The organism is Streptomyces spororaveus (assembly GCF_016755875.1).
Classification (GTDB): Bacteria; Actinomycetota; Actinomycetes; order Streptomycetales; family Streptomycetaceae; genus Streptomyces; species Streptomyces spororaveus.
In genome coordinates this window covers 4,676,406-4,700,221 of sequence record NZ_BNED01000005.1, presented here as the reverse complement: position 1 = coordinate 4,700,221, position 23,816 = coordinate 4,676,406, and the positions used below count along the sequence as shown (strand labels likewise).

At 67.8% G+C, this 23,816-nt stretch carries 17 protein-coding genes and 3 rRNA genes; 9 read left to right on the top strand and 11 right to left on the bottom strand.

Annotated features, from left to right (window positions below; genetic code table 11):
- Positions 1 to 114: 114 nt before the first annotated feature.
- The 4 genes from Sspor_RS23570 to Sspor_RS23555 form a co-directional block, all read right to left on the bottom strand.
- Positions 115 to 1,137 carry a C40 family peptidase gene (locus tag Sspor_RS23570; RefSeq protein ID WP_202203814.1) on the bottom strand — a complete coding sequence of 341 codons (1,023 nt, stop codon included), beginning with the start codon at positions 1,135 to 1,137 and terminating at the stop codon, positions 115 to 117.
- A gap of 74 nt (positions 1,138 to 1,211) precedes the next feature.
- Positions 1,212 to 3,002: a serine/threonine-protein kinase gene (locus Sspor_RS23565; RefSeq protein ID WP_237403991.1), complete on the bottom strand. Its 1,791-nt coding sequence runs from the start codon at positions 3,000 to 3,002 to the stop codon at positions 1,212 to 1,214.
- Between the two features lie 64 nt (positions 3,003 to 3,066).
- The gene (locus Sspor_RS23560; RefSeq protein ID WP_202200897.1) at positions 3,067 to 3,882 is read right to left on the bottom strand and encodes a thioesterase family protein; all 816 of its coding nucleotides are present in this window, start codon (positions 3,880 to 3,882) and stop codon (positions 3,067 to 3,069) included.
- 52 nt (positions 3,883 to 3,934) lie between these two features.
- Positions 3,935 to 4,543 (bottom strand): LysE family translocator, encoded by a 609-nt coding sequence (locus Sspor_RS23555; RefSeq protein WP_202200896.1) that lies wholly within the window; start codon positions 4,541 to 4,543, stop codon positions 3,935 to 3,937.
- 76 nt (positions 4,544 to 4,619) lie between these two features.
- Between Sspor_RS23555 and Sspor_RS23550 the strand changes: the two genes are divergently transcribed.
- Entirely contained in the window at positions 4,620 to 5,462 is an 843-nt protein-coding gene (locus Sspor_RS23550) for a pentapeptide repeat-containing protein (RefSeq protein WP_202200895.1), read from the top strand.
- Between the two features lie 161 nt (positions 5,463 to 5,623).
- Here the strand turns inward: Sspor_RS23550 and Sspor_RS23545 are convergent, their stop codons facing one another.
- Positions 5,624 to 6,778, bottom strand: a complete 1,155-nt coding sequence (locus Sspor_RS23545; protein WP_308445549.1) for an alpha/beta fold hydrolase — start codon at positions 6,776 to 6,778, stop codon at positions 5,624 to 5,626.
- A 397-nt stretch (positions 6,779 to 7,175) separates the two neighbouring features.
- Between Sspor_RS23545 and Sspor_RS23535 the strand changes: the two genes are divergently transcribed.
- From Sspor_RS23535 to Sspor_RS23510, 6 genes are all read left to right on the top strand, one after another.
- Complete coding sequence (locus Sspor_RS23535) at positions 7,176 to 7,484, top strand: DUF8827 family protein (RefSeq protein WP_008742356.1); 309 nt, start codon at positions 7,176 to 7,178, stop codon at positions 7,482 to 7,484.
- Positions 7,485 to 7,586: 102 nt separating this feature from the next.
- On the top strand, positions 7,587 to 8,426 hold the full coding sequence (locus Sspor_RS23530) for a hypothetical protein (protein WP_202200894.1): 840 nt from the start codon (positions 7,587 to 7,589) through the stop codon (positions 8,424 to 8,426).
- A complete protein-coding gene (locus tag Sspor_RS23525; protein ID WP_202200893.1) occupies positions 8,416 to 9,735 on the top strand; it encodes a hypothetical protein in 1,320 nt (439 codons plus the stop codon). Before Sspor_RS23530 ends, Sspor_RS23525 begins: the two co-directional genes overlap by 11 nt.
- Complete coding sequence (locus Sspor_RS23520; RefSeq protein WP_150258076.1) at positions 9,732 to 11,294, top strand: SCO6880 family protein; 1,563 nt, start codon at positions 9,732 to 9,734, stop codon at positions 11,292 to 11,294. Before Sspor_RS23525 ends, Sspor_RS23520 begins: the two co-directional genes overlap by 4 nt.
- Before the next feature lie 19 nt (positions 11,295 to 11,313).
- Positions 11,314 to 12,729, top strand: a complete 1,416-nt coding sequence (locus Sspor_RS23515) for an ATP-binding protein (RefSeq protein ID WP_202200892.1) — start codon at positions 11,314 to 11,316, stop codon at positions 12,727 to 12,729.
- Between the two features lie 2 nt (positions 12,730 to 12,731).
- Entirely contained in the window at positions 12,732 to 14,321 is a 1,590-nt protein-coding gene (locus tag Sspor_RS23510) for a P-loop NTPase family protein (RefSeq protein ID WP_202200891.1), read from the top strand.
- Positions 14,322 to 14,419: 98 nt separating this feature from the next.
- Here the strand turns inward: Sspor_RS23510 and Sspor_RS23505 are convergent, their stop codons facing one another.
- From Sspor_RS23505 to Sspor_RS23480, 6 genes are all read right to left on the bottom strand, one after another.
- Positions 14,420 to 14,992 (bottom strand): GNAT family N-acetyltransferase, encoded by a 573-nt coding sequence (locus tag Sspor_RS23505; protein ID WP_202200890.1) that lies wholly within the window; start codon positions 14,990 to 14,992, stop codon positions 14,420 to 14,422.
- Positions 14,993 to 15,108: 116 nt separating this feature from the next.
- Positions 15,109 to 15,225, bottom strand: a 5S ribosomal RNA gene (rrf, locus tag Sspor_RS23500).
- A gap of 78 nt (positions 15,226 to 15,303) precedes the next feature.
- A 23S ribosomal RNA gene (locus Sspor_RS23495) occupies positions 15,304 to 18,426 on the bottom strand.
- Positions 18,427 to 18,708: 282 nt separating this feature from the next.
- Positions 18,709 to 20,233, bottom strand: a 16S ribosomal RNA gene (locus tag Sspor_RS23490).
- Together the 16S, 23S and 5S rRNA genes form the textbook arrangement of a ribosomal RNA operon.
- 641 nt (positions 20,234 to 20,874) lie before the next feature.
- A complete protein-coding gene (locus Sspor_RS23485) occupies positions 20,875 to 21,081 on the bottom strand; it encodes a hypothetical protein (RefSeq protein WP_202200889.1) in 207 nt (68 codons plus the stop codon).
- A gap of 224 nt (positions 21,082 to 21,305) precedes the next feature.
- Positions 21,306 to 22,247 carry a quinone oxidoreductase family protein gene (locus tag Sspor_RS23480; protein ID WP_202200888.1) on the bottom strand — a complete coding sequence of 314 codons (942 nt, stop codon included), beginning with the start codon at positions 22,245 to 22,247 and terminating at the stop codon, positions 21,306 to 21,308.
- Positions 22,248 to 22,339: 92 nt separating this feature from the next.
- Here Sspor_RS23480 and Sspor_RS23475 point away from each other — a divergent pair, with 92 nt between their 5' ends.
- Both Sspor_RS23475 and Sspor_RS23470 read left to right on the top strand, forming a co-directional pair.
- The gene (locus tag Sspor_RS23475; RefSeq protein ID WP_202200887.1) at positions 22,340 to 22,771 is read left to right on the top strand and encodes a MarR family winged helix-turn-helix transcriptional regulator; all 432 of its coding nucleotides are present in this window, start codon (positions 22,340 to 22,342) and stop codon (positions 22,769 to 22,771) included.
- A 312-nt stretch (positions 22,772 to 23,083) separates the two neighbouring features.
- Entirely contained in the window at positions 23,084 to 23,614 is a 531-nt protein-coding gene (locus tag Sspor_RS23470; protein WP_202200886.1) for a hypothetical protein, read from the top strand.
- The last annotated feature ends 202 nt before the right edge of the window (positions 23,615 to 23,816 follow it).

The window sequence follows — 23,816 nt, the reverse complement described above, 5'->3', positions numbered from 1 at the left end:
CTTGATCAACCCCCGCGCCCATGGAACGCCCGTTCTGGCTCCTACGTTCCATTCTCCACGGAATGATCACTCCAACGTTATCGAAGAGTGACTCATCGTCGCAGCTCAGGGCCTTTACTTCACGGAGAGTTGCCATGCGGGCCGACCTGCGGCGGAGCGGTCCGGAAGGGCTTCCGCACCGTCCTTGGTCACGCGCGTCGCGCCGAAGTAGTCCGGGGTGTCGATCTTGTCGAACCGGATCACGGCACCGGTGTAAGGGGCGTTGATCATGTACCCGCCACCCACGTAGAGCCCGACGTGCCGGATCTCCCGGGAATTCGTCAGATCGTCGGAGAAGAAGACCAGGTCTCCGGGCAGGAGTTGATCGCGCGAAGGATGCGGCCCGGCGTTGTACTGGTCGTTCGCCACGCGCGGCAACTCGATCCCGACGGTCTCGTACGCGGCCTTGGTCAATCCGGAACAGTCGAACCGCCCGTCCTGATCGGGCGTCCCGTTTCCACCCCACAGATACGGCGTCCCCAGCTGCTTCTGCGCGAAGTAGATCGCCCCGGCAGCCTGTTGCGAGGGCGCCACCCGCCCGACGGGCCGCGCGAAGCTCTTCTCCAGGGCCCGGATGGACTTCACATAGCCCTGCGTCTCGCTGATCGGAGGCACGCCCCCGGCCTTGATCACGCGGTAGGGCCCGGCGTTGTAGGCGGCGAGCATATTGTCGGAACGATCCCCGGGAACTTGGGCGACGTCCTTGGCGAGTTGGCAGTCGTACGAAGCGGCCGAAGGGATGGCGTCCTTGGGGTCCCAGATGTCACGATCGCCGTCACCGTCGCCGTCGATGCCGTACGTGGCCCAGGTACCGGGGATGAACTGGGCGATACCGCGCGCGTCGGCGTGACTCACCACGTCGGGCTTCCAGCCGCTCTCGGTGTAGAGCTGCGCTGCCAGCAGAGCCGGGTTGAGAGCGGGGCAGAGGTTTCCCCACTTCTCCACCAGCGGCTGATAGATCGCCGGCACCGACCCCTTGACCAGTCCGACGGCACCCTGCCTGCCGCTGTTCGCGATCCCCGCCGCCGCCGAGTACGTGCCGACGACGAGCAGCGCCACGAAGGTCAGGCACACACCGATCCCGAGCCCGCTTGCCATCCAGAACTTGCGCACTCGTCAACACTGCCTCATGGAACGTCACCTGACAGTGGATTCGTCGGCCAGACCCGGCACTATTTCACCGGAAAGCCGGTGCAGTAGATGGAGCTGTACTCCTTGACGCCCCGGACCCGGTAGACCAGCACGGTCCAGTCACCGGGATCGTTGGCGAGCGGGATGGCCGGAAACTTCTTCGTGGTCCCCTCGTTGTCCACCAGTTGCGTGGCGAAGTCGTCCGGATACGTGAGCTCCACGTCGCCGCCCGTCGCCTGGTCCTTGAGATCGACGGGCTTGCTGGTGTAACCGATGCCGTGGTTGTAGTCGCGGACGAAGTCGTACGGACGCTGGGTGCTCTCGTCGATCTCGTGCGGAGCCTTGACCCCGACGGAGACGGCGTAGGGACCCTTCTCCGTGTTGTACGGCTTCAGGTAGACGTGGATCTTGACCTTGCCCGTGACCGTCTTCGCCGCCGGGTCGTCGGCGTCGACCACGGAACCCACCAGGAACTCCGCCCGCTCCTCCGCGGGCAGGCTGCAGCCCCCGCCGCCCGGACCACCACTGGTCCACAGGTCCCGCGACACCTTGTTCGGCTCGATGTGGTCCGGCACGGACCCCGACCCGCCGGAGCCGCCCTGGGAGGAGGGCGGGGGGCTCGACGCGGGCCGGCCGGAACCGGACGGCCCGGCCGGGACGCCGGGTGTGGCCTGAGCGCTCGCCGTGCCGCCGGCCGGCGGCGCTCCCGCGGCCACCTTGCCGTCCTTGCCGTCCTCGTCCTTGAGGAAGAGGTACCCGCCCGTGACGAGGCCGCCCGCCACCAGACCGCTCACGGCCGCCAGCGCCCAGCGCGGCACCCGCGACCCGCCGGTGCCCTGCCCCTGGTTGTGGTCCTGGTTCTGTCCCTGGCCCTGGACCTGCCCCTGGCCCTGGACCTGGCCGGCGGGTACGTACGTCGGCACGTAGCCGGCCGGCAGCCCCGGACCGATGGTGGACGGCAGTCCCGGCACCTGCGCGGCCCCGCCCGCGGTCGCCGTCAGCGCCGCGTACACCGGGTCGTCGACCAGCGCCGAGTCCACCGCGCAACGCCGGATGATCTCGGCGAGCACGGGCCGGTCCCCCGGTTGGGCCGCCACGCAGGACGTGACGAGCGCGGCCAGGTCCGGCTCCACACCCTCGATGTCGATCTCGCCGTGGACCGCACGGAAGTTGACGGTGTTCGGGTCCCCCGTCCCGTACGGCGCCCGGCCGGTCGCCGCGTAGGCGATCGTGGCGCCCAGCGCGAACACGTCCGCGGCATCCGCCACCTCTCCCCGCAGCAGGACCTCGGGAGCCGTGTAGCCGGGAGTGCCCGGGGCGGTGCCGGCCTGCGTCAGAGCCGTCTCCGCCACGCCCTTGGCGATGCCGAAGTCGATGAGCTGCGGACCCTGCGCGCCCAGGATGACGTTCTGCGGCTTGAGGTCCCGGTGCGTCACCCCGTACGCGTGCACGCTGGCCAGGCCCTCCGCCAGCGCGGCGAACAGCCTGCGGCACGCGGCGGCGGGCAGGGGGCCGTACGCGCGCACCGCGTGGCTCAGGGTGGGCCCGGCCACGTACTCGGTGGCGAGCCAGTAGGGCGGCGCCGCCAGCGACGCGTCGATCAGGTTCGCGGTGTACGCGGAGCGCACCGCGCGGACCGTCTCGGCCTCCCGGCGGAACCTCGCGAGGGCCTCCGGATGCCCGGTGATCTCTTCCTTGATCACCTTGATGGCGACCAGACGACCACCCGGCGACCGCCCGAGGTACACCTGCCCCATGCCACCGGCGCCGAGCCGGGCCAGCAGTGCCTGCGCTCCGATGTGCGCGGGATCCGTGTCTCTCAGGGCCTCCATCCGCATGAGCCTGCCACACGCATGCCCAGCCCCTGACAAGGGGGTTGGGCTGTCGGGGCGTCCGCTATCGCGGTGCCACGAACAGACTCTGCGCACTCCGCCCGATGGGGCCCTTCTCGTCGTGCAGCCGCGCGTCCGCGAGCCCGATCCCGGCCGCGTCCACACTCGTACGGGCCTCCACGCACGCCCACTCGCCCACCGGATGGCGGTGCAGGTGGACGGTCAGGTCGCCGTTGACGAAGACGTACCGCCCGAAGTCCATCACCGAGCTGATCCCGTTCCCCGAGTCGGCGGCGATCAGCACCCGGTCCAGCGGCCTGGTCTCCTCCCCGGCGACGAGCGGCACCTTCATCCGCATCCAGCAGGTGCCGGGGCCCAGTTCGACGAAAGCGCCCTCGGTGAACCGGGTCTCCATGGCCGAGTGGTAGCCGGTCTCCCACGGCACCGGGAAGAACGGCGTCACCTCCACCTCCCCGGGCGGCGGCAGCTGCGGCCCCGGGAGCACGGCCGGTACGGCCTCCTCGGCCATCCGGATCCGCAGGGCCCGCGCCAGCATGACGGGCGCGCCGCCCGCCGGCGCGAGGGCCGCCTCGACCACCTCGGTCCCGCGACCGGCCCGCAGCACACTGGTGGTGATCTCCAGCTCGCCGATCGGCACCGGCCGCAGGATCTCGTACGTGATCCGGGCGATCCGCATGTCCGTACGCGCACCCGGCCGCTCCTCGACGGCCCGCCCCAGCAGCGCGGCCGGCGGCCCGGCGTGCTGCGAGCCCGGGTCCCACGGCCCCCGCGTGTACTCGGTGGCCAGGAACCGCCCGGCGTCGACCCGTTCGAAGAACCCCTCGTGACCCTGACCCTCGTACACCTCGGCAACACCCATACCGGCCACGCTACCGACAGGTAACCCCGGCCACCAGACCCCTGCGACCGACTCAGCGGGCGAACCCCAGCCCCACCCCCAGCCCCACCAGCACCGACCCGATGGCCCGGTTCAGCGCCTTCTGCGCCTTCAGCATCCGGTCGCGCAGCCGCGGCACGGAGAAGAACAGCGCCACCGCCCCGAACCAGCCCAGGTGCGCCGCCGACATGAACAGCCCGTAGCCCGCCTGCTGCCACACCGGCGTATCCGGGTTCACCACCTGCGTGAAGGTCGACACCACGAACAGCGTCGTCTTCGGATTGAGGACATTGGTCAGGAAACCCGACCGCATGGCCCCCAGCCGGGTCAGCTGCGGCTTCGACTCCAGGTCCACGGTCACCTCGGCCCGCGCCCGGAAGGTGCGTATCCCGATCCACACCAGATAGGCCGCACCCGCCAGCTTGATCACGGTGAACAGCGCCGTGGAGGAGGCGATCAGCAGACCGACCCCGAGCATCGTGTAGGAGACGTGGACCAGCACGCCGGCCGCGACACCGGCCGCGGCGAACAGGCCGGTGGGGCGCCCGTAGAGGTAGCTGTTGCGGACCACCATGGCGAAATCGGCGCCGGGACTGATCACGGCGAGGAGGGTGATGACGGCGACTGCGATCACTTCTGTCATACGGGGATGCTCACCGCCACCGCCCCGTGGATCAAGCCCCTCCGGACAACCGGGGGCACCGGCCCGACAGGCGACAATGGACGACGTGCCGAGTACCCCCGCCGCCCCCGCCCCCGCCCCGCTCCCCGTCCTGCAGGCCGACTGCGCGAACTGCTTCGCGCTCTGCTGCGTGGCCCTCCCCTTCGCCAAGTCCAACGACTTCGCCGTGAACAAGCCCGCCGGGACCCCCTGCGCCAACCTCCAGCAGGACTTCCGCTGCGGCATCCACACCCGGCTGCGCGACAGCGGATTCCAGGGCTGCACCGTCTTCGACTGCTTCGGCGCGGGACAGCAGACCTCCCAGGTCACCTTCGGCGGCCGCGACTGGCGCACCCACCCCGGCACGGCCCGCCAGATGTTCGAGGTCTTCCCGGTACTGCGGCAACTCCACGAGCTGCTCTTCTACGTCAGCGAGGCCCTGACCCTGCCGGCCGCCGCCCCGGTCCACGCGGACCTGCGCCGCGCCCTGGCGGAGACCGAGGAGTGGACCCGCGCCGACGCGCAGGCCCTGGCCGGCCTGGACGTCGGCCCGCTCCGGCAGCGGATCAACACCCTGCTCCTGAAGACCAGCGAACTCGTTCGGGCGAAGGTGCCGGGCCGCAAGAAGAACCACCGCGGAGCCGACCTGATGGGCGCCCGCCTCTCCGGAGCCGACCTCCGCGGCGCGAACCTCCGCGGTGCCTACCTGATCGCCGCCGACCTCACCCGCGCCGACCTCCGCACGGCCGACCTGATCGGCGCGGACCTGCGCGACACCGACCTCCGCGGCGCGGACCTGCGCGAAGCCGTCTTCCTCACCCAGCCCCAGCTGAACGCGGCCCAGGGCGACCCCACCACCCGAATCCCCCCGTCCCTCACCCGCCCCACCCACTGGACCTGACGCACCCACCCGAGGCGATCTTTCAGAGCCCCGACGGCGTTTGAGGCGATCCTCTTCAGCCCCGCCGGCGTTTGAGGCGCGGGGTCTGGGGCGGAGCCCCGGCAACGGCGCCGCACCCGCCCCGGGCCGATCCGCACCCCCCGGCCGCCAACCCACCGCACTCACACCCGCGCCAAAAACCCCCGCACGGCAGCGAAGAACCCCTCCGGGTCCCCGACCCGCACCGCATGCCCCGCCGGCAACTCCACCAACCGCACCCCCGCCCTCCGCACCGTCATCTCCCGCGCGTGCTCGGCCGACAGCACCCCGCTCCGGTCCCCCCGCACCAGCAGCGTCGGCTGCCGCACCTCCAGCCAGTCGTCCCAGTGGTCGCCGTTCAGCCGCCGCTGGGACTCCACCATGTCCTCCACCTCGAACACGGTCCCCCACCCGTCCGGATACTCCTGCAGCGACCGCTCCAGATACGGCGCCGCACTCCCCACCCCCGCCAGGAACCCGGCCCTGGTCTCGGCCCGCCGCGGCCACTCCCGCGTGTACGACAGGTCGCCGTCGACCACGGCCCCGATGTCCTCGACCACCACCGCCCGCACCAGATCGGGCCGCCGCGCCGCGAGCTGGTAGGCATTGACCCCGCCGAGCGAATGCCCCAGCACCACCGCCGGCCCCAGCCCCAGCTGCTCCAGCAGGGCCTCCGCATCCGCCACGTACCCGTCCCGCGTGTACTCCGCCGCCCGGTCGGACCTCCCGTGCCCCCGCTGGTCCAGGGCGATCACCCGCCACGCCGGACCCAGCTCCCGGGCCAGGCGCTCGAAGGCCCCCGCCCCCTCGTCGAAGTGCCCGTGCAGGGCCAGCAGCGGCGCACCCGGCCCCCCGAAGTCCGTATAGGCGAGCCGCCGCCCGTCCCGCGTCACCATCGCCCCCGGCAACGGCCCCAGTTTGTCGATGACCCGCTGCCGGAGCAGCTGGTACTCCTCCCACCGCCTGCGCAGCCGCCCGGCCGGGCGCTTCACGATCCGCCCCGGCGTGACCGTCTCGCCCCGCCGGAACTGCTCCCGCGTCAGATCGATCCGGATGCCCCCGGGCATCAGGTTCCACCAGTGGTAGCCCTCCTGCCGGCCCTCGTGGAACACCTCGCCCAGCATCAGGTCCCCGCCCACGAGGTCCTGCACCACCAGCGCGGTGATGTCGCAGTGCCCCCAGGCCGGATTCTCCGCGGTCCACGGAATGCGGGAAATGTCGGAGGGCTCACAGGTCTCGGCCGACCATCCCGCCCGGATGGCCGCCTCAAGGTCCGCGAGAGTCCATGGAGTCGTCATGCTCCCCAGCCTGCCGCACCCCACTGACAACTCGGCCGCCACACTCGCGCGCACCGATGAAACGACCGAAGGACCATCCGACGCGTGTCGGCGGGTCGGCCCAACGACACGCCACACCACTGCTCCGAACGGCGGCCCCTGACCCCACCCTCCGAACGCCGGGTCGACAAATCAGTGTCCGGCGTCACCCCTCGTGATACACAGAGTGACCGCATGTTCTCGCCCGCACACCCGCCGCTGCCCAGGTCAGAGCGCGGAAGCGAAGCGCGGGCCGCGAGATCGGGTAAAGAGAGCCGTCAAGTCGACGACGGCGGCGGTTTCATCAGCGAAGATAGTGCGTAACCCCTGCCGTCGGGCAGGGGCTTCCGGAACTACCCATACAGGGGCGGTGAGTTACATGATCCTGGCAGCCGAAAAGGGCGACATCACCACCATCATCGGCGGAATCGCCCCGAACTGGGGGCCTTTCGGCAGTCTCGGCAACGAAGCGAAGGTCATGATCGAGGTGGTCATGGCCGTCGCCATCCTGCTCTGCCTGGGCATCGCCATCTGGGGGGCGGCCAAACAGCGCATCGGCGCGACCGCCCTGCGCGACACGTTCAGCGCGGAACAGGGCAAGGGCCTGATCGTGGCCGGGCTGACCGGAGTCTTCATCATCGGCTCCCTCGGGACGCTGTTCACCATCGTCTACGGGATGGCCGTCTAGCCGGGCCGTGCGCCGGGCCCCGTAGCCGATGACGCATCACCACACCACATCCACGCGGGAACCAGCGCTACCGTCGTACGACGCGGAGGGGGCGGACACCGAATGAGCAACGACGACCAGTACGGCGGCGCCGGCGGCTACGGCGGCGAGGTCGGCGGCACCGGCCAGACCCGCACCCGCCTCCCGGACTCCCCGGCCGACCCGTTCGGCCCCTCCCGCCGCACCCCGCGCACCTCCCGCAGCCTGATCACCGTGGTCGGCGTGGTGGTCCTCCTGATCGCGGCCATCGCCTTCGCCAACTCCGCCCCGGAAACCCCCTCGGACCCCGCCTCGGACAAACCCCCGACGGACTCCTCCACGGCGGCCACGGGCACGAACCCGGTGACGGGCAAATCCGCAGCCATCCCCAAGGGCTTCGCCCACGACGAACAGGGCGCACAGTCGGCCGCCGCCAACTACGCGGCGGCGCTCGGCTCGGACGGCATGTTCAGCACGGCTCGAAGAGGAGCCATCGTCCAGGCCGTATACGCTCCGGACGTCGCCGCCGCGCGACAGACGGGCCTGGACAGCGTCTACACCGATGCGGAGTTCCTGGCGCGAATCGGCCTCGATGCCGCCGGCAAGGCACCGAAGGGGCTGACCTTCATCTCCCGGACGAATCCGGTGGGGACCAAGGTCGAGAAGTACAGCGCGGACGCCGCGTCCGTGTCGGTCTGGCACTCGACCCTCTTCGGCCTCGCAGGCGAGGGCTCGAAGAACCCGGTCACCGAGAGCTGGTACACGAGCACGTTCGAGTTGCGCTGGATCGACGGCGACTGGCGCATCGCCGACTTCTCGCAGAAGGACGGTCCCGCTCCCGTGGGCCAGGACCAGCGTGCCGCCACCGCCGAAGAGATGGCCGCCGCCGTATCGCAGTTCGGGGGGCTCACCTATGCACGCTAGCCGTCGCATCCTGTCCTTCGCGGCCGTCCTCGCCGCCGTGCAGACCACCGTTGCCCTCCTGGCCACGCCCGCGGTGGCCGCACCCACACCTGCACCCACACCGACTCCCGCGGCGACGCCCAACAACCCCTGCGACCTGATCCGGGGCCCGGCCAAGGAATACTGCGAACGCGGCAACGGCGGAACCGGCGGAGGCCCCGGTCTCGCCCCCACCGACCCCACCGACGCCCTCAACCCCCTCGCCTCCCTCGCCCGCGGCTGCGCCGACGCCGCCTCCTGGATCGTCGGCAAGCTCAGCGAAGCGGTGAAGGGCTCGGCCGAGGTCGACTTCACCAACCCCGCCTTCCTCAAGCAGTACTCCGTCGTCTTCGCCGCCTCCACCATCCTCACCCTCGTCCTCTGGCTCTTCGCCGTCGCCAAGCGAGCCGTCCGCGGCGTCCCCCTCACCACCGCCATGTCCGAAGCCATCGGCTTCCTCTGGCTCACCGTCCTCGCCTCCGCCTTCACCCCCCTGATCCTCTACACCGTCGTCTCCGCCACCGACGGCGTCACCGCCGTCATCGCCTCCGCCACCGGCGGCCAGACCGACGTCTTCTTCGGCTCGTTCTCCGAAGCCCTCAAGAAGGGCGACGACATCGGCGGCGGCCCGATCATGCTGATCGTCGTCGCGCTCGTCACCGTCCTCGCCGCCGGCGTGCTCTACCTGGAGCTGTTCATCCGGGCCGCCCTCCTCTACGTCGGCGCCCTCCTCGGCGTCGTCGTGTACTCCGGGCTCGTCGACCGCAACCTCTGGGGCCACGTCCGCCGCTGGGCCGGCATCATGATCGCCGTCATCCTCGTGAAGCCGGTCATCGTCATCGTCCTCGGCCTCGCGGGCGCCCTGACCGGCGAGAAGGGCCCCAACGCCTTCTCCGCCGTCGTCACCGGCCTCGCGATCATCCTCCTGGCGATCTTCGCCTCCGCCATGATCTACCGCTTCGTCCCCGGCTTCGGCGACGAGATCGCCTCCGCCCGCTCCAACCGCAGCAAGGCCACCGACGGCGCCCAGGCGGCCGCCGTCATCAGCTCCCCGGCCTCCCTCGTCTCGCAGGGCATCAAGACCCACAGCAGCCGCGGCGCCCACCGCGGCGACGGCGGCAGCGGCGGCAACAACGCGCCCCGCCCCGCCAACCCCATCTCCGGAGGCGTGGCCGCCCACAGCAGCCGACCCACCTCCGGCGGCGGGGCCGGCGGCGGATCTGTCCCCTCCGCCGCACCCCCGCCCCGCACGAGTTCGAGTACGAGGAACACAGGAGGTGACGGGCGTTGACGACCCAGTCCCACCAGCTGCACCCGGTCGCGCCCCGCCGCACGTATCTCATCGGCCGCGCCCGGCCCAACGCGATCGTCGGCAAGAACCGCGAGACCGGCGAGATCGCCCTGATCATCGCCGGGGCGTTCTTCGGCATGATGAGCGGACTGCTCGTCCCCGACCTCACCCTGCGCATCGTCAGCCTCGCCGGCTTCCCCATGATCGCGCTCGCCGCCGTCTACGTCCCGTACAAGGGCAGGACCTTCTACCGCTGGTTCGAGATCAGCCGCAGCTACAAGCGCACCCTGCGCCGCGGCACCACCTACCGCTCCGGCGCCATGGAAGCCGGCATCCGCGGCTCCGACGGCCGCGAGGTCGAGGTCGGCCCGCCCCCCGGCATCGGCCGCATCAACTGGCTCGCCGCCCCCTTCGGCCCCGACGAGATCGCCGTCCTCCTCCACGCGGACCGCCGCACCGTCACCGCCGCCATCGAGATCGAGGGCCCCGGCGTCGGCCTGCGCGACAGCGAGGACCAGGAAGCCCTCGTCGACCGCTTCGGCACCCTCCTCAAGCACGTGGCCAACGGCGACGGCTTCGTCACCCGCCTCCAGATGCTCGCCCGCACCCTCCCCGCCGACCCCGACGCACACGCCAAGGACGTCGCCCAGCGCGGCGACACCCAGGCCCCCGGCTGGCTCCGCGACTCCTACGACCAGCTCCAGTCGATGGTGTCCACCTCCTCCGAGCAGCACCGCGCCTACCTCGTCGCCTGCATGCACTACACGCGCGAACTCGCCGCCGAGGCCAACGCCATCGCCCGCGCCGGCACCCCCCACAAGGGCCGCAAGCTCGACCGCGACGCCGGCCTCGCCATCGTCATGGCCCGCGAGCTCACCGACATCTGCGCCCGCCTCGCCGAGGCCGACATCCGCGTCCGCCAGCCCCTCGGCCAGGGCCGTCTCTCCTCCCTCGTGCACTCCATGTACGACCCGGACCACCCCATCGACCACATCCAGGCCATGACCAAGCGCAACGCCTGGCCCGCCGAGCTCGACGCCGTGGAACCCACCTTCCTCCAGGCCAAGACCCGCGAGTCCTCCACCCGCGCCCCCTGGTGCCACGCCACCGCCTGGGTCAAGGAATGGCCCATGACCCCCGTCGGCGTGAACTTCCTCGCCCCGCTGCTCGTCCACACCCCCGACGTGATCCGTACGGTCGCCGTCACCATGGACCTGGAGCCCACCGAGGTCGCCATCGAGCGCATGCTCACCGAGAAGACCAACGACGAGGCCGACGCCTCCCGCGCCGCCAAGATGAACCGCACCGTCGACCCCCGCGACATCGCCGCCCACGGCCGGCTCGACCAAAGAGGTGAAGATCTCGCCAGCGGCGCTGCCGGAGTCAACCTCGTCGGGTACATCACGGTGTCCTCGCGTTCGCCGGAGGCCCTCGCCCGCGACAAGCGGACGATCCGCGCCTCCGCCGGCAAGTCCTACCTGAAGCTGGAATGGTGCGACCGCGAGCACCACCGTGCCTTCGTCAACACCTTGCCGTTCGCCACCGGCATCCGACGCTAGCTGGAGGGAAGTGCCGCCCATGCGAGATCCCATGTCCGCCCTGACGGACGCCTTCACCAGCTTCCTCTTCGGCAAAGTCGAAACCACGCGCCTGCCCGTCCGCACCTCCACCGGGCAGGCGCAAGCCGTCTACCTGCCCACCGCCGCCCCCGGACTCGGCGACTCCGGCGTCATCATCGGCCGCGAGGTCTACAGCGGCAAGGGCTACATCTACGACCCCTTCCAGCTGTACGGCCAACAGCTCCCGGCCCCCCACTGGCTGGTCCTCGGCGAATCCGGAAACGGAAAATCAGCCCTGGAGAAGACCTACGTCCTGCGCCAGCTCCGCTTCAAGGACCGCCAGGTCGTCGTCCTCGACGCCCAGGGCGAGGACGGCGTCGGCGAGTGGAACCTGATCGCCCAGCAGCTGGGGATAACCCCCATCCGCCTGGACCCCATCGCCGCCAACGACGACGGGATCCGCCTCAACCCCCTCGACCCGGCCATCACCGCGACCGGACAGCTCGCGCTGCTCCGGACCATCATCGAAGTCGCCATGGGCCACGGCCTCGACGAACGCGCCGGCTTCGCCCTCAAGGTCGCCCACGCCTACGTCGTCGACACCATCCGCGACCGCCAGCCCGTCCTCACCGACATCGTCGAGCAACTGCGCCACCCCGAGGCTGAATCCGCGCACGCGATGAACGTCGACATAGACGATGTCCGGGCCTGGGGCCTCGACGTCGCGCTCGTCATCGACCGCCTCGTCGACGGCGACCTGCGCGGCATGTTCGACGGCCCCACCACCGTCGGCATCGACCTCGACGCCCCCCTGATCGTCTTCGACCTCTCCCACATCGACCGCAACTCCATCGCGATGCCGATCCTCATGGCGATCGTCGGCGTCTGGCTGGAGCACACCTGGATCCGCCCCGACCGGAAGAAGCGCATCTTCCTGGTCGAGGAGGCCTGGCACATCATCAACAGCCCGTTCGTGGCGCAGCTGTTCCAGCGCCTGCTGAAGTTCGGCCGCCGCCTCGGCCTGTCCTTCGTCGCCGTCGTCCACCACCTCTCCGACGTCGTCGACGGAGCGGCGGCCCGCGAGGCCGCAGCCATCCTCAAGATGGCCTCGACCAGAACGATCTACGCCCAGAAGGCGGACGAGGCCCGAGCCACGGGCCGGGTCCTGGGCCTGCCCCGCTGGGCGGTGGAAATCATCCCCACCCTCACGCCCGGCATCGCCGTCTGGGACGTCAACGGCAACGTCCAGGTGGTCAAACACCTGATCACCGAAGCCGAACGCCCCCTCGTCTTCACGGACCGCGCCATGACCGAGTCGTCCGCCCCCGCCCGCCTCCCCGCCGACATGCTCGCCGCCGAACTGGAGGCGGAGGAACGGGCCCTGTCCATCGAACGCCGCCGTGGCGGCCCCGGTTCCGCGACCACGGTGGCCTGACCATGCACGACGCAAGACGTACGGAGCCCGCCGCGCGCGGCGGCGGCATCCCGGACGGCCTGCTGGTCGGCCTCCTGGCCTTCCTCCTCGGCCTCGCCGTCCTCGTCTGGTCGGCCACCGGCCTCGCCGCCGTCTTCGCGAACGGCACCTGGCCCGACACGGTCACCTTCACCCGGACCCCGGGGGCCGTCCGCGCCCTGATAGCGCAGCCGCACGACATCCCCGCCGCCTGGCCGGACACCGACCCGGCGGCCCTGTCGGGCTGGGGCCTGTTCTGGGGCCTGTTCGTCAGCCAGCTCCTGGTGATGTTCGTACTCACCGTCTTCGCCATCGGCGTCATCGCCCGCACCAAGTCCCGCCGCGCCCTGGCCAAACACCACACCGAACCCGAACCGGCCACCCCACCCGCGCAACCCACCCCAGCCCCGGCGTCACAGCCAGCCCAGCCGGCACAGCCAGCCTCGCCGGCGTTTGAGGCGCGGGGCCCGGGGCGGAGCCCCGATCTTTCAGCCTCGCCGGCGTTTGAGGCGCGGGGGTCCGGGGGCAGCGCCCCCGGCCACGGCGCCGCACCCTCCGACGAGGCCTACCGCTACGGCTTCGGCTACGCGCCCCAGCCAACGGCGGCGGCGGCGACCACGGCAACGGCGACGGCAACGGCAGCCCCCGTCCCGCAGGCGCCGGCCGACGGCCTCGCCTACGCCGGCCCCAACGACCGCCTCCACGCCGCCACCCACCGCATCCGGGAGACCGAGGGCTCAGCCCTCATCGTGACCTCCTCGCCCACCCTCTGGGCCGAGACCAAGGACGCCCGCGCCAAGCTCGGCCCGGTCCTCCTCTACGACCCTTCCCACCTGTGCGACACCCCGGCCCGCATGCACTGGAACCCGGCCGAGGGCTGCGCCGACCGCGACACCGCCGCCGCACGCGCGATCGCCCTGCTGGCCCCCGTACGCCCCCAGGCCCGCATGGACGCCGCGGTGGCCGACACCGCGGAAACCCTCCTGCGCAGCTGGCTCCAGGCGGCCGCCCTGGACGACCGCCCGTTCAAGCTGCTCCACCGCTGGGCCCAGGGCAACAGCGCCCAGGACCCGGTCCGCGTCCTGCGCACCCACCCGCAGGCCGCCCCCGGTGCGGCCGGCGAGCTGGAGAGCGCCCTCACCGCCCACCCCGAACGCCGTGAGCTCGCCCAGAACCTGACGGCCCGTGCCCTCTCCTGCCTGACCTCGATCCACATCCGCGAGGCCTGCAATCCCAACCGGGCCGATGCCCTCGCCTTGGCATCATTCGTCGCCGAAGGGGGAACCCTTTACTTGGTGGGTGAAGCTCTGGAGGATCCCCGCACCCACCCGGGTGCGATGCCCCTGCTCACCGCACTCGCCTCTCACGTGGTCGAGCACGGCCGCCGCATGGCCGCACGGTCATCCCACGGTCGGCTCGACCCACCACTGTCCCTGGTGCTGGACGACGTCGCCGCCGTGGCCCCGATCCCCCAGCTCCCAGAACTCCTGGCCGAGGGAACGCTCCCCCTGCTCGCCCAGTGCCGCAGCCGCGACCAGGCCCGCTCCCGCTGGCCGGACGCCGCCCTCCCCTAGAGGGACACCGGCTGGCCGAAAGCCGTCAGAGCGGTCTCATCGGCAACGGCACTCGACCGACAGGAACCGCTCCTCGACCGGAGTGTCCTCCTCCGTCCTCAGACGGACGCAGCGGGCTCAGCCGGCCGCGAGTAGACGTACTCCCGCTCCTTGGCACCCGTCTCCAGCGGTATCAGCAGTCCGCTGGCCTCGAACCCGTAGCGCCGGTAGAAGCTCTCCGCCCGCTGGTTGTCCTCGTGCACGAACAGCCGCACCCGCTCAGTCGCCGGCTCCTCCAGCGACCAGGCCCAGTCCAGCGCGGCGTCGAACAGCCTCTCCACGAGCCCGCTTCCCCGCTGCTCGGGCCGTACGAACACCCCGACCATGTGGCCTTGCTGCTGCTCGATGGCCTCACCGAAGTAGTCGGTGCCGCCCTGCGCCTCGATGAGCAGGGTCACGGACCCGACCCACCGCCCGTCACCGGCCTCGGCGACGAACTGCCGGGCACCCCGCCCTTCGGCGGCACCCGCGGCACGCTGCTGCCAGAACTCATCGGCCTGCGCCAGGGCACCTTCCTCGGTCTCCAGAAAGGCCACGGCCGCAGCCGGATCGCGGAGCGCCACCAATCGCAGCTCCTTGACCTTCTCCCACTCGTCGCCCCGTACAGCCCTGATCACGTAGTCATCGCTCATGCTCGGGATCTTAATCACGGGGCCGCAGCCGGCTCATCCGGTTTCCGGCTCCGCATTCCGACCGTGAACGCAGAAAAGCCCCGCACCATAAGGTGCGGGGCTTTCCCACAATGATTGTTCGGCGGCGTCCTACTCTCCCACAGGGTCCCCCCTGCAGTACCATCGGCGCTGAAAGGCTTAGCTTCCGGGTTCGGAATGTAACCGGGCGTTTCCCTAACGCTATGACCACCGAAACACTATGAAATTTGAACACGCTGGCATGGACACAGCTGTTCGTTATTTCAGAACTAACACAGTGGACGCGAGCAACTGAGGACAAGCCCTCGGCCTATTAGTACCAGTCAGCTTCACCCGTTACCGGGCTTCCACATCTGGCCTATCAACCCAGTCGTCTACTGGGAGCCTTACCCTCTCAAGGAGGTGGGAATACTCATCTTGAAGCAGGCTTCCCGCTTAGATGCTTTCAGCGGTTATCCCTCCCGAACGTAGCCAACCAGCCATGCCCTTGGCAGGACAACTGGCACACCAGAGGTTCGTCCGTCCCGGTCCTCTCGTACTAGGGACAGCCCTTCTCAATATTCCTACGCGCACAGCGGATAGGGACCGAACTGTCTCACGACGTTCTAAACCCAGCTCGCGTACCGCTTTAATGGGCGAACAGCCCAACCCTTGGGACCGACTCCAGCCCCAGGATGCGACGAGCCGACATCGAGGTGCCAAACCATCCCGTCGATATGGACTCTTGGGGAAGATCAGCCTGTTATCCCCGGGGTACCTTTTATCCGTTGAGCGACGGCGCTTCCACAAGCCACCGCCGGATCACTAGTCCCGACTTTCGTCCCTGCTCGACCCGTCGGTCTCACAGTCAAGCTCCCTTGTGCACTTACACTCAACACCTGATTGCCAACCAGGCTGAGGGAACCTTTGGGCGCCTCCGTTACCCTTTGGGAGGCAACCGCCCCAGTTAAACTACCCATCAGACACTGTCCCTGATCCGGATCACGGACCGAGGTTAGACATCCAGCACGACCAGAGTGGTATTTCAACGGCGACTCCACAACCACTGGCGTGGCTGCTTCAAAGTCTCCCACCTATCCTACACAAGCCGAACCGAACACCAATATCAAACTGTAGTAAAGGTCCCGGGGTCTTTCCGTCCTGCTGCGCGAAACGAGCATCTTTACTCGTAGTGCAATTTCACCGGGCCTATGGTTGAGACAGTCGAGAAGTCGTTACGCCATTCGTGCAGGTCGGAACTTACCCGACAAGGAATTTCGCTACCTTAGGATGGTTATAGTTACCACCGCCGTTTACTGGCGCTTAAGTTCTCAGCTTCGCAACCCCGAAAGGTCACTAACCGGTCCCCTTAACGTTCCAGCACCGGGCAGGCGTCAGTCCGTATACATCGCCTTACGGCTTCGCACGGACCTGTGTTTTTAGTAAACAGTCGCTTCTCGCTGGTCTCTGCGGCCACCCCCAGCTCACGGAGCAAGTCCGATCACCAGTGATGGCCCCCCTTCTCCCGAAGTTACGGGGGCATTTTGCCGAGTTCCTTAACCATAGTTCACCCGAACGCCTCGGTATTCTCTACCTGACCACCTGAGTCGGTTTAGGGTACGGGCCGCCATGAAACTCGCTAGAGGCTTTTCTCGACAGCATAGGATCATCCACTTCACCACAATCGGCTCGGCATCAGGTCTCAGCCTTAATGAGGGACGGATTTGCCTACCCCTCGGCCTACACCCTTACCCCGGGACTACCACCGCCCGGGCTGGACTACCTTCCTGCGTCACCCCATCGCTTACCTACTACAAGTCTGGTTCGTCGGCTCCACCACTTTCCTTTCCCCGAAGGGTCCGGAACGGCTTCACGGACTTAGCATCGCCTGATTCGATATTGGGCGTTTCAAAGCGGGTACCGGAATATCAACCGGTTGTCCATCGACTACGCCTGTCGGCCTCGCCTTAGGTCCCGACTTACCCTGGGCAGATCAGCTTGACCCAGGAACCCTTAGTCAATCGGCGCACACGTTTCTCACGTGTGTATCGCTACTCATGCCTGCATTCTCACTCGTGAACCGTCCACAACTAGCTTCCGCTGCTGCTTCACCCGGCACACGACGCTCCCCTACCCATCACAGCGGGCGTTGGCCCTATTGCTGCAATGACACGACTTCGGCGGTACGCTTGAGCCCCGCTACATTGTCGGCGCGGAATCACTTGACCAGTGAGCTATTACGCACTCTTTCAAGGGTGGCTGCTTCTAAGCCAACCTCCTGGTTGTCTCTGCGACTCCACATCCTTTCCCACTTAGCGTACGCTTAGGGGCCTTAGTCGATGCTCTGGGCTGTTTCCCTCTCGACCATGGAGCTTATCCCCCACAGTCTCACTGCCGTGCTCTCACTTACCGGCATTCGGAGTTTGGCTAAGGTCAGTAACCCGGTAGGGCCCATCGCCTATCCAGTGCTCTACCTCCGGCAAGAAACACACGACGCTGCACCTAAATGCATTTCGGGGAGAACCAGCTATCACGGAGTTTGATTGGCCTTTCACCCCTAACCACAGGTCATCCCCCAGGTTTTCAACCCTGGTGGGTTCGGTCCTCCACGAAGTCTTACCTCCGCTTCAACCTGCCCATGGCTAGATCACTCCGCTTCGGGTCTAGAGCGTGCAACTCAATCGCCCTATTCGGACTCGCTTTCGCTACGGCTTCCCCACACGGGTTAACCTCGCTACACACCGCTAACTCGCAGGCTCATTCTTCAAAAGGCACGCAGTCACGACCGTTGTTCCGAAGAACAACGGCGACGCTCCCACGGCTTGTAGGCACACGGTTTCAGGTACTATTTCACTCCGCTCCCGCGGTACTTTTCACCATTCCCTCACGGTACTATCCGCTATCGGTCACCAGGGAATATTTAGGCTTAGCGGGTGGTCCCGCCAGATTCACACGGGATTTCTCGGGCCCCGTGCTACTTGGGAGATTCTTAAGCAAGCCGCTGATGTTTCGTCTACGGGGGTCTTACCCTCTACGCCGGACCTTTCGCATGTCCTTCGACTACATCAACGGTTTCTGACTCGCCGACCGGCCGGCAGACCGATCAAAAGAATTCCCACAACCCCGCATGCGCAACCCCTGCCGGGTATCACACGCATACGGTTTGGCCTCATCCGGTTTCGCTCGCCACTACTCCCGGAATCACGGTTGTTTTCTCTTCCTGAGGGTACTGAGATGTTTCACTTCCCCTCGTTCCCTCCACACTGCCTATGTGTTCAGCAGTGGGTGACAGCCCATGACGACTGCCGGGTTTCCCCATTCGGACACCCCCGGATCAAAGCTCAGTTGGCAGCTCCCCGGGGCCTATCGCGGCCTCTCACGTCCTTCATCGGTTCCTGGTGCCAAGGCATCCACCGTGCGCCCTTAAAAACTTGGCCACAGATGCTCGCGTCCACTGTGTAGTTCTCAAACAACGACCAGCCACCCATCACCCCACCAGACAAGCTGGCGAGTTCACTGGGGCCGGCACTGAAGACATGACCTTACGGCCGTACCTTCAGGACCCAACAACGTGCCAGGCACGATCCCGTCCACTTCACTGTGTTCCACGCCGAAGCAGTACTTACAGAGAGTTTCAGAAACCGTGCCAACTAATCAACGTTCCACCCATGAGCTGACCGTGCAGAACGTTTGTCTGCAATCGGTACTGTGCTCCTTAGAAAGGAGGTGATCCAGCCGCACCTTCCGGTACGGCTACCTTGTTACGACTTCGTCCCAATCGCCAGTCCCACCTTCGACAGCTCCCTCCCTTACGGGTTGGGCCACCGGCTTCGGGTGTTACCGACTTTCGTGACGTGACGGGCGGTGTGTACAAGGCCCGGGAACGTATTCACCGCAGCAATGCTGATCTGCGATTACTAGCGACTCCGACTTCATGGGGTCGAGTTGCAGACCCCAATCCGAACTGAGACCGGCTTTTTGAGATTCGCTCCACCTCACGGTATCGCAGCTCATTGTACCGGCCATTGTAGCACGTGTGCAGCCCAAGACATAAGGGGCATGATGACTTGACGTCGTCCCCACCTTCCTCCGAGTTGACCCCGGCGGTCTCCTGTGAGTCCCCATCACCCCGAAGGGCATGCTGGCAACACAGGACAAGGGTTGCGCTCGTTGCGGGACTTAACCCAACATCTCACGACACGAGCTGACGACAGCCATGCACCACCTGTATACCGACCACAAGGGGGGCACTATCTCTAATGCTTTCCGGTATATGTCAAGCCTTGGTAAGGTTCTTCGCGTTGCGTCGAATTAAGCCACATGCTCCGCCGCTTGTGCGGGCCCCCGTCAATTCCTTTGAGTTTTAGCCTTGCGGCCGTACTCCCCAGGCGGGGAACTTAATGCGTTAGCTGCGGCACCGACGACGTGGAATGTCGCCAACACCTAGTTCCCAACGTTTACGGCGTGGACTACCAGGGTATCTAATCCTGTTCGCTCCCCACGCTTTCGCTCCTCAGCGTCAGTAATGGCCCAGAGATCCGCCTTCGCCACCGGTGTTCCTCCTGATATCTGCGCATTTCACCGCTACACCAGGAATTCCGATCTCCCCTACCACACTCTAGCTAGCCCGTATCGAATGCAGACCCGAGGTTAAGCCTCGGGCTTTCACATCCGACGTGACAAGCCGCCTACGAGCTCTTTACGCCCAATAATTCCGGACAACGCTTGCGCCCTACGTATTACCGCGGCTGCTGGCACGTAGTTAGCCGGCGCTTCTTCTGCAGGTACCGTCACTTTCGCTTCTTCCCTGCTGAAAGAGGTTTACAACCCGAAGGCCGTCATCCCTCACGCGGCGTCGCTGCATCAGGCTTTCGCCCATTGTGCAATATTCCCCACTGCTGCCTCCCGTAGGAGTCTGGGCCGTGTCTCAGTCCCAGTGTGGCCGGTCGCCCTCTCAGGCCGGCTACCCGTCGTCGCCTTGGTGGGCCATTACCCCACCAACAAGCTGATAGGCCGCGGGCTCATCCTTCACCGCCGGAGCTTTCAACCCCCGCCCATGCAGGCAGGAGTGGTATCCGGTATTAGACCCCGTTTCCAGGGCTTGTCCCAGAGTGAAGGGCAGATTGCCCACGTGTTACTCACCCGTTCGCCACTAATCCACCCCGAAGGGCTTCATCGTTCGACTTGCATGTGTTAAGCACGCCGCCAGCGTTCGTCCTGAGCCAGGATCAAACTCTCCATGAATGTTTACCCGTAATCGGGTGCACACATCACTTAGAGCGGGCGCATCATGTCGGAATAAGACCGACGCGCCACAACGTCCTCGCTGTGTTGTTGCCTGCAAGTGCTCCACAAGGAAGCCTTACAGGTCTTTTTCAAAGGAACCTCATCCACCGAAGTGGACGGGGTATCAACTTCTGGCGTTGATTTTTGGCACGCTGTTGAGTTCTCAAGGAACGGACGCTTCCTTTGTACTCACCCTCTCGGGCTTTCCTCCGGGCTTTCGTTCTGTTCTTGCGTTTCCGACTCTATCAGACTCTTTCGTGTCCGACTTCCTCGGCGCTTTCCAGGTTTTTCGCTTTCGCGCTTTCCCTTTCCGGCGGTTCCGACTCTATCAGAAGTTCTCCACCGGATTTCCCCGGCTTCCGATTCCTGAAGGCGTCGAGTGCACCCCACACGAAATTACATTCCTTGGGGGTGGGCTGCCGAACTTGTCCAGTTCGAGGCAACCGTTTGACTCTACAACTCGGCCTGTGGGGTGTCAAAACGGCCTCGGGGCCTCGGCCTGTGCCCTGGTCAGGGGCGGTGAGACGGGTGCCGCCGGAGTGTCCTCCCGGGCCGCTATCGCGTTGCGGACGGACCGGTTCGGGTCTTCGGCCAGCCGATCACGACCAGGGCGATGTCTCCTCCTCGCCCTCGGTGATGTCGGACCACCGCTCGGGCAGCGCGTCGACATAGGCGGTGGTGCGTTCCGACGGAGCTACCTCGATCTCACCGTCGGGGTAGCGCTCGTACAGATCCCGGAACGTTCGGCGAGCGCGCCTGCCGTCCGGTGGCCGGTCGCCTTCCCGGACCGCCAGGTCGTAGGTCATTCCGGGAGGCCCTCACACCGCACTGAGGCAGGAGCTCCATCGGCAGACGGTCGTTCGTCGGGATGAATGACCGCACGGAGGGATCCGGGTCCTCCGCCAGGCGGGCCAGCACCCCGGGCGGTTCGTCCCCGACGCTCGCGGCGACCGCACACCGGACCGCCGGCTCCGGGTGGCCGGACGATCGCGCGGGTCGCCGCGCCGTGAGGTGGGATGCGGCTCCCCGCTCAGGGGACCAGGACGACCTTGCCGAGGTTCCGGCGCTGCTCGATGACCGCGTGAGCGCGGGCGGCCTCCGCGAGGGGGATCTCCTCGTGCACAGCCGTACGCAGGGTGCCCGCGGCGCGCAGCTGCCACAGCTCGCGCAGCCAGCGCTCGTACAGTTCGGGCTTGCCGGTGGCGATGGCCCGCATCTGGTAGCCGATCAACGAGGCTCCGCGGACGAGGAGTTCGTACGCCTCCACCGTGCCACCGCCCGAGCCGAAAGCCACCAGGCGGCCGCCCGTCGCCAGGGCTCGTACGGCGGGGCCGAGCAGGTCGCCGCCGACACCGTCGAGGATCACGTCGTACGGGCCGCCCCAGTCGGCGTCCCCGTACAGGACGACCTCGTCGGCGCCGAGGCCGCGGACGAAGTCGGCCTTGTCGGCACTGCTGACGGCCGCCACGACGCGCCCCGCCCGGCCGGCCTTCGCGTATTGGAGGGCGAGCGTGCCCACGGCGCTCGCCGCCGCCGTCACCAGGACCGACTCGCCGGGCTCCACGCGCGCGGCCTCGTACGCGCCGCGGGCGACCAGCCCGCTGCGGACCAGCGCGACCGCCTCCACGGCGCTCGCGCCGGCCGGGATCCGGGAGGTCATCGCGGTGCCGAGCACCGCGTACTCGGCGTAGGCGTCGGCGAAGCACAGGCCGGTGACGCGTTCACCGGTGGTGAATCCGGTGACGTCCGGGCCGGCGGCGACTACGGTCCCCGCCACCTCGCCGCCGAGCGACACGGGCTGGCCGCCCTCTCGCACATCCCTCACCTCCCGCACCTTGCGCACGGTCGGGAGGGTCACGCCGACCGCCTCGACCTTGATCAGCAGCTCGCCGGCACCGGCCACGGGTACGTCGCCCTCCTCGGCGAACAGCACTTCCGGCCCACCGTTGACCTCATGGCGCATGCGCAGCACAGGACACCCCCGAACTCGACAGATTCATTGGATGTCCCAACGATAAGTCTAAAGTCGTGGGTATGTCCAACGACTTTCGGTAGGGTGAGCCCATGACCTCGGCACTCCAGCACATCCAGTCACTGCCCTCCTGGCTCGTCGGCCGCGTCGCGGCCCGCGGCCGCGGGCTGGTCGCGGCGGCGATCGCCGCGGAGGGGCTGAAGCTCATGCACCACGCGGTACTGGCCGCCACCGCCGAGTACGGGCCCGTGGCCCAGGCCGACTTGGGCCGCCTGCTCGCCGTCGACCCCAAGGACATGGTCGGCATGCTCAACCACCTCCAGGAGGCGGGCCTCGTCCTGCGCGCCCCGGATCCCGGCGACCGCCGTAAGAACGCCGTCACCGTCACCCCGGAGGGGACAGCCGTGCTCGCCCGCTGCGCGGCCCTGGCCGAAGCCGCCAACGCCGAGTTCCTCGCCCCGCTCGACCCGGCCGAGCAGGACCAGCTGGTGGCCCTGCTGACCCGGCTCCACGAAGCCCCGTAGGCCGGCCGAACGACCGAAGCGCGCACGACGAGCGCGCCCTCGCCCGGTGCGGGGCGAAGGCTCCCCACGCCTCCCTCCCGCGCAAGCCGATCGAGGCACCCGGGACTTCGTAGGCCGGCCATCCCGCACCAGTCGGAGCCTGTCTTGGGGCCGCCGTGTAGAGGCCTTCGCTCGGGAGCTCGCCGCGACACGCTCTCCCACGACCTCGACACCACTCTGCGCCGCCGAATGCCGGCCGGGCTCATCGTGCAGAGGCCCGCTCCTGGTGGAAATCGGGTACTCGCCGCGGATACGGCCTGCGAGGCTGTGAGGGTGACTGAGACGACCCCTTACGACGCCGACCGTGCCCGGTTCACCCGCCAGGCTCTGGCACGCCTCGTCCTGTCCGATCACGCCGTGGACGTTGCGGATGGCGCCGCCGGCCTGGTTGCCACCGAGAACGACCCCGACACCGGTCCCGGGGGCCGGGCGAGCCAGGCATTCCAGCTCATCGAGCTCGCGGAGCGCGCGCTGGTCTCGGCCGTCGTCTACGAACGGGAGCGAGGCAGCTCTTGGACGGAGATCGCCCAGTACCTGGGCATCGGTCCGGCAGAAGCGGAAGAGCGGTTCGGTGCGAGCCTTGACAACTGGAACACGGCCTTCGAGGTTCCCTACCGGCTCGACGACACCGGTCGAAAGCGCATACCTCAGCTGCCCACGGCAGCGTATGACCCCGCTTGGGCCTGCAACCAGCTCGACACCTGGGCCAGGAACCGGCTCGTTCTTGTCAACGAAAAGCGTCCCGTCAGCGCGGGTCTCGTCAAGGCTGTACCGGAGGAAGAGCTCCCGCCAGTGACTCCGTAGCGGGTTTGCTGGAAAGGCGATCGCTTCGTCGAACGGACCGCGCGCCTGGAGACAGTGACGGAGCCGGCCGAGCATCCGGTTGAAGAGGCGCCGCAGAGTCTGCGTGTGCCAGCCCCTTCCTGCCCGGCGGCGCCGGTAGTGGGACTCCGCGCCAGATGAACCGCTGGGGGAGGCGAAAGCCCACAGGTGGCCGACGTGGTTG

Excerpts from the sequence above, each read along its gene's own strand:
- Sspor_RS23535 (WP_008742356.1), top strand. The coding sequence starts at position 7,176 with ATGATCCTGGCAGCCGAAAAGGGCGACATCACCACCATCATCGGCGGA.
- Sspor_RS23525 (WP_202200893.1), top strand. The coding sequence starts at position 8,416 with ATGCACGCTAGCCGTCGCATCCTGTCCTTCGCGGCCGTCCTCGCCGCC.
- Sspor_RS23555 (WP_202200896.1), bottom strand. The coding sequence starts at position 4,543 with ATGACAGAAGTGATCGCAGTCGCCGTCATCACCCTCCTCGCCGTGATC.
- Sspor_RS23475 (WP_202200887.1), top strand. The coding sequence starts at position 22,340 with ATGACCTCGGCACTCCAGCACATCCAGTCACTGCCCTCCTGGCTCGTC.
- Sspor_RS23565 (WP_237403991.1), bottom strand. The coding sequence starts at position 3,002 with ATGGAGGCCCTGAGAGACACGGATCCCGCGCACATCGGAGCGCAGGCA.
- Sspor_RS23515 (WP_202200892.1), top strand. The coding sequence starts at position 11,314 with ATGCGAGATCCCATGTCCGCCCTGACGGACGCCTTCACCAGCTTCCTC.
- Sspor_RS23510 (WP_202200891.1), top strand. The coding sequence starts at position 12,732 with ATGCACGACGCAAGACGTACGGAGCCCGCCGCGCGCGGCGGCGGCATC.
- Sspor_RS23505 (WP_202200890.1), bottom strand. The coding sequence starts at position 14,992 with ATGAGCGATGACTACGTGATCAGGGCTGTACGGGGCGACGAGTGGGAG.
- Sspor_RS23560 (WP_202200897.1), bottom strand. The coding sequence starts at position 3,882 with ATGGGTGTTGCCGAGGTGTACGAGGGTCAGGGTCACGAGGGGTTCTTC.
- Sspor_RS23545 (WP_308445549.1), bottom strand. The coding sequence starts at position 6,778 with ATGACGACTCCATGGACTCTCGCGGACCTTGAGGCGGCCATCCGGGCG.
- Sspor_RS23550 (WP_202200895.1), top strand. The coding sequence starts at position 4,620 with ATGGACGACGTGCCGAGTACCCCCGCCGCCCCCGCCCCCGCCCCGCTC.
- Sspor_RS23570 (WP_202203814.1), bottom strand. The coding sequence starts at position 1,137 with ATGGCAAGCGGGCTCGGGATCGGTGTGTGCCTGACCTTCGTGGCGCTG.
- Sspor_RS23485 (WP_202200889.1), bottom strand. The coding sequence starts at position 21,081 with ATGACCTACGACCTGGCGGTCCGGGAAGGCGACCGGCCACCGGACGGC.
- Sspor_RS23530 (WP_202200894.1), top strand. The coding sequence starts at position 7,587 with ATGAGCAACGACGACCAGTACGGCGGCGCCGGCGGCTACGGCGGCGAG.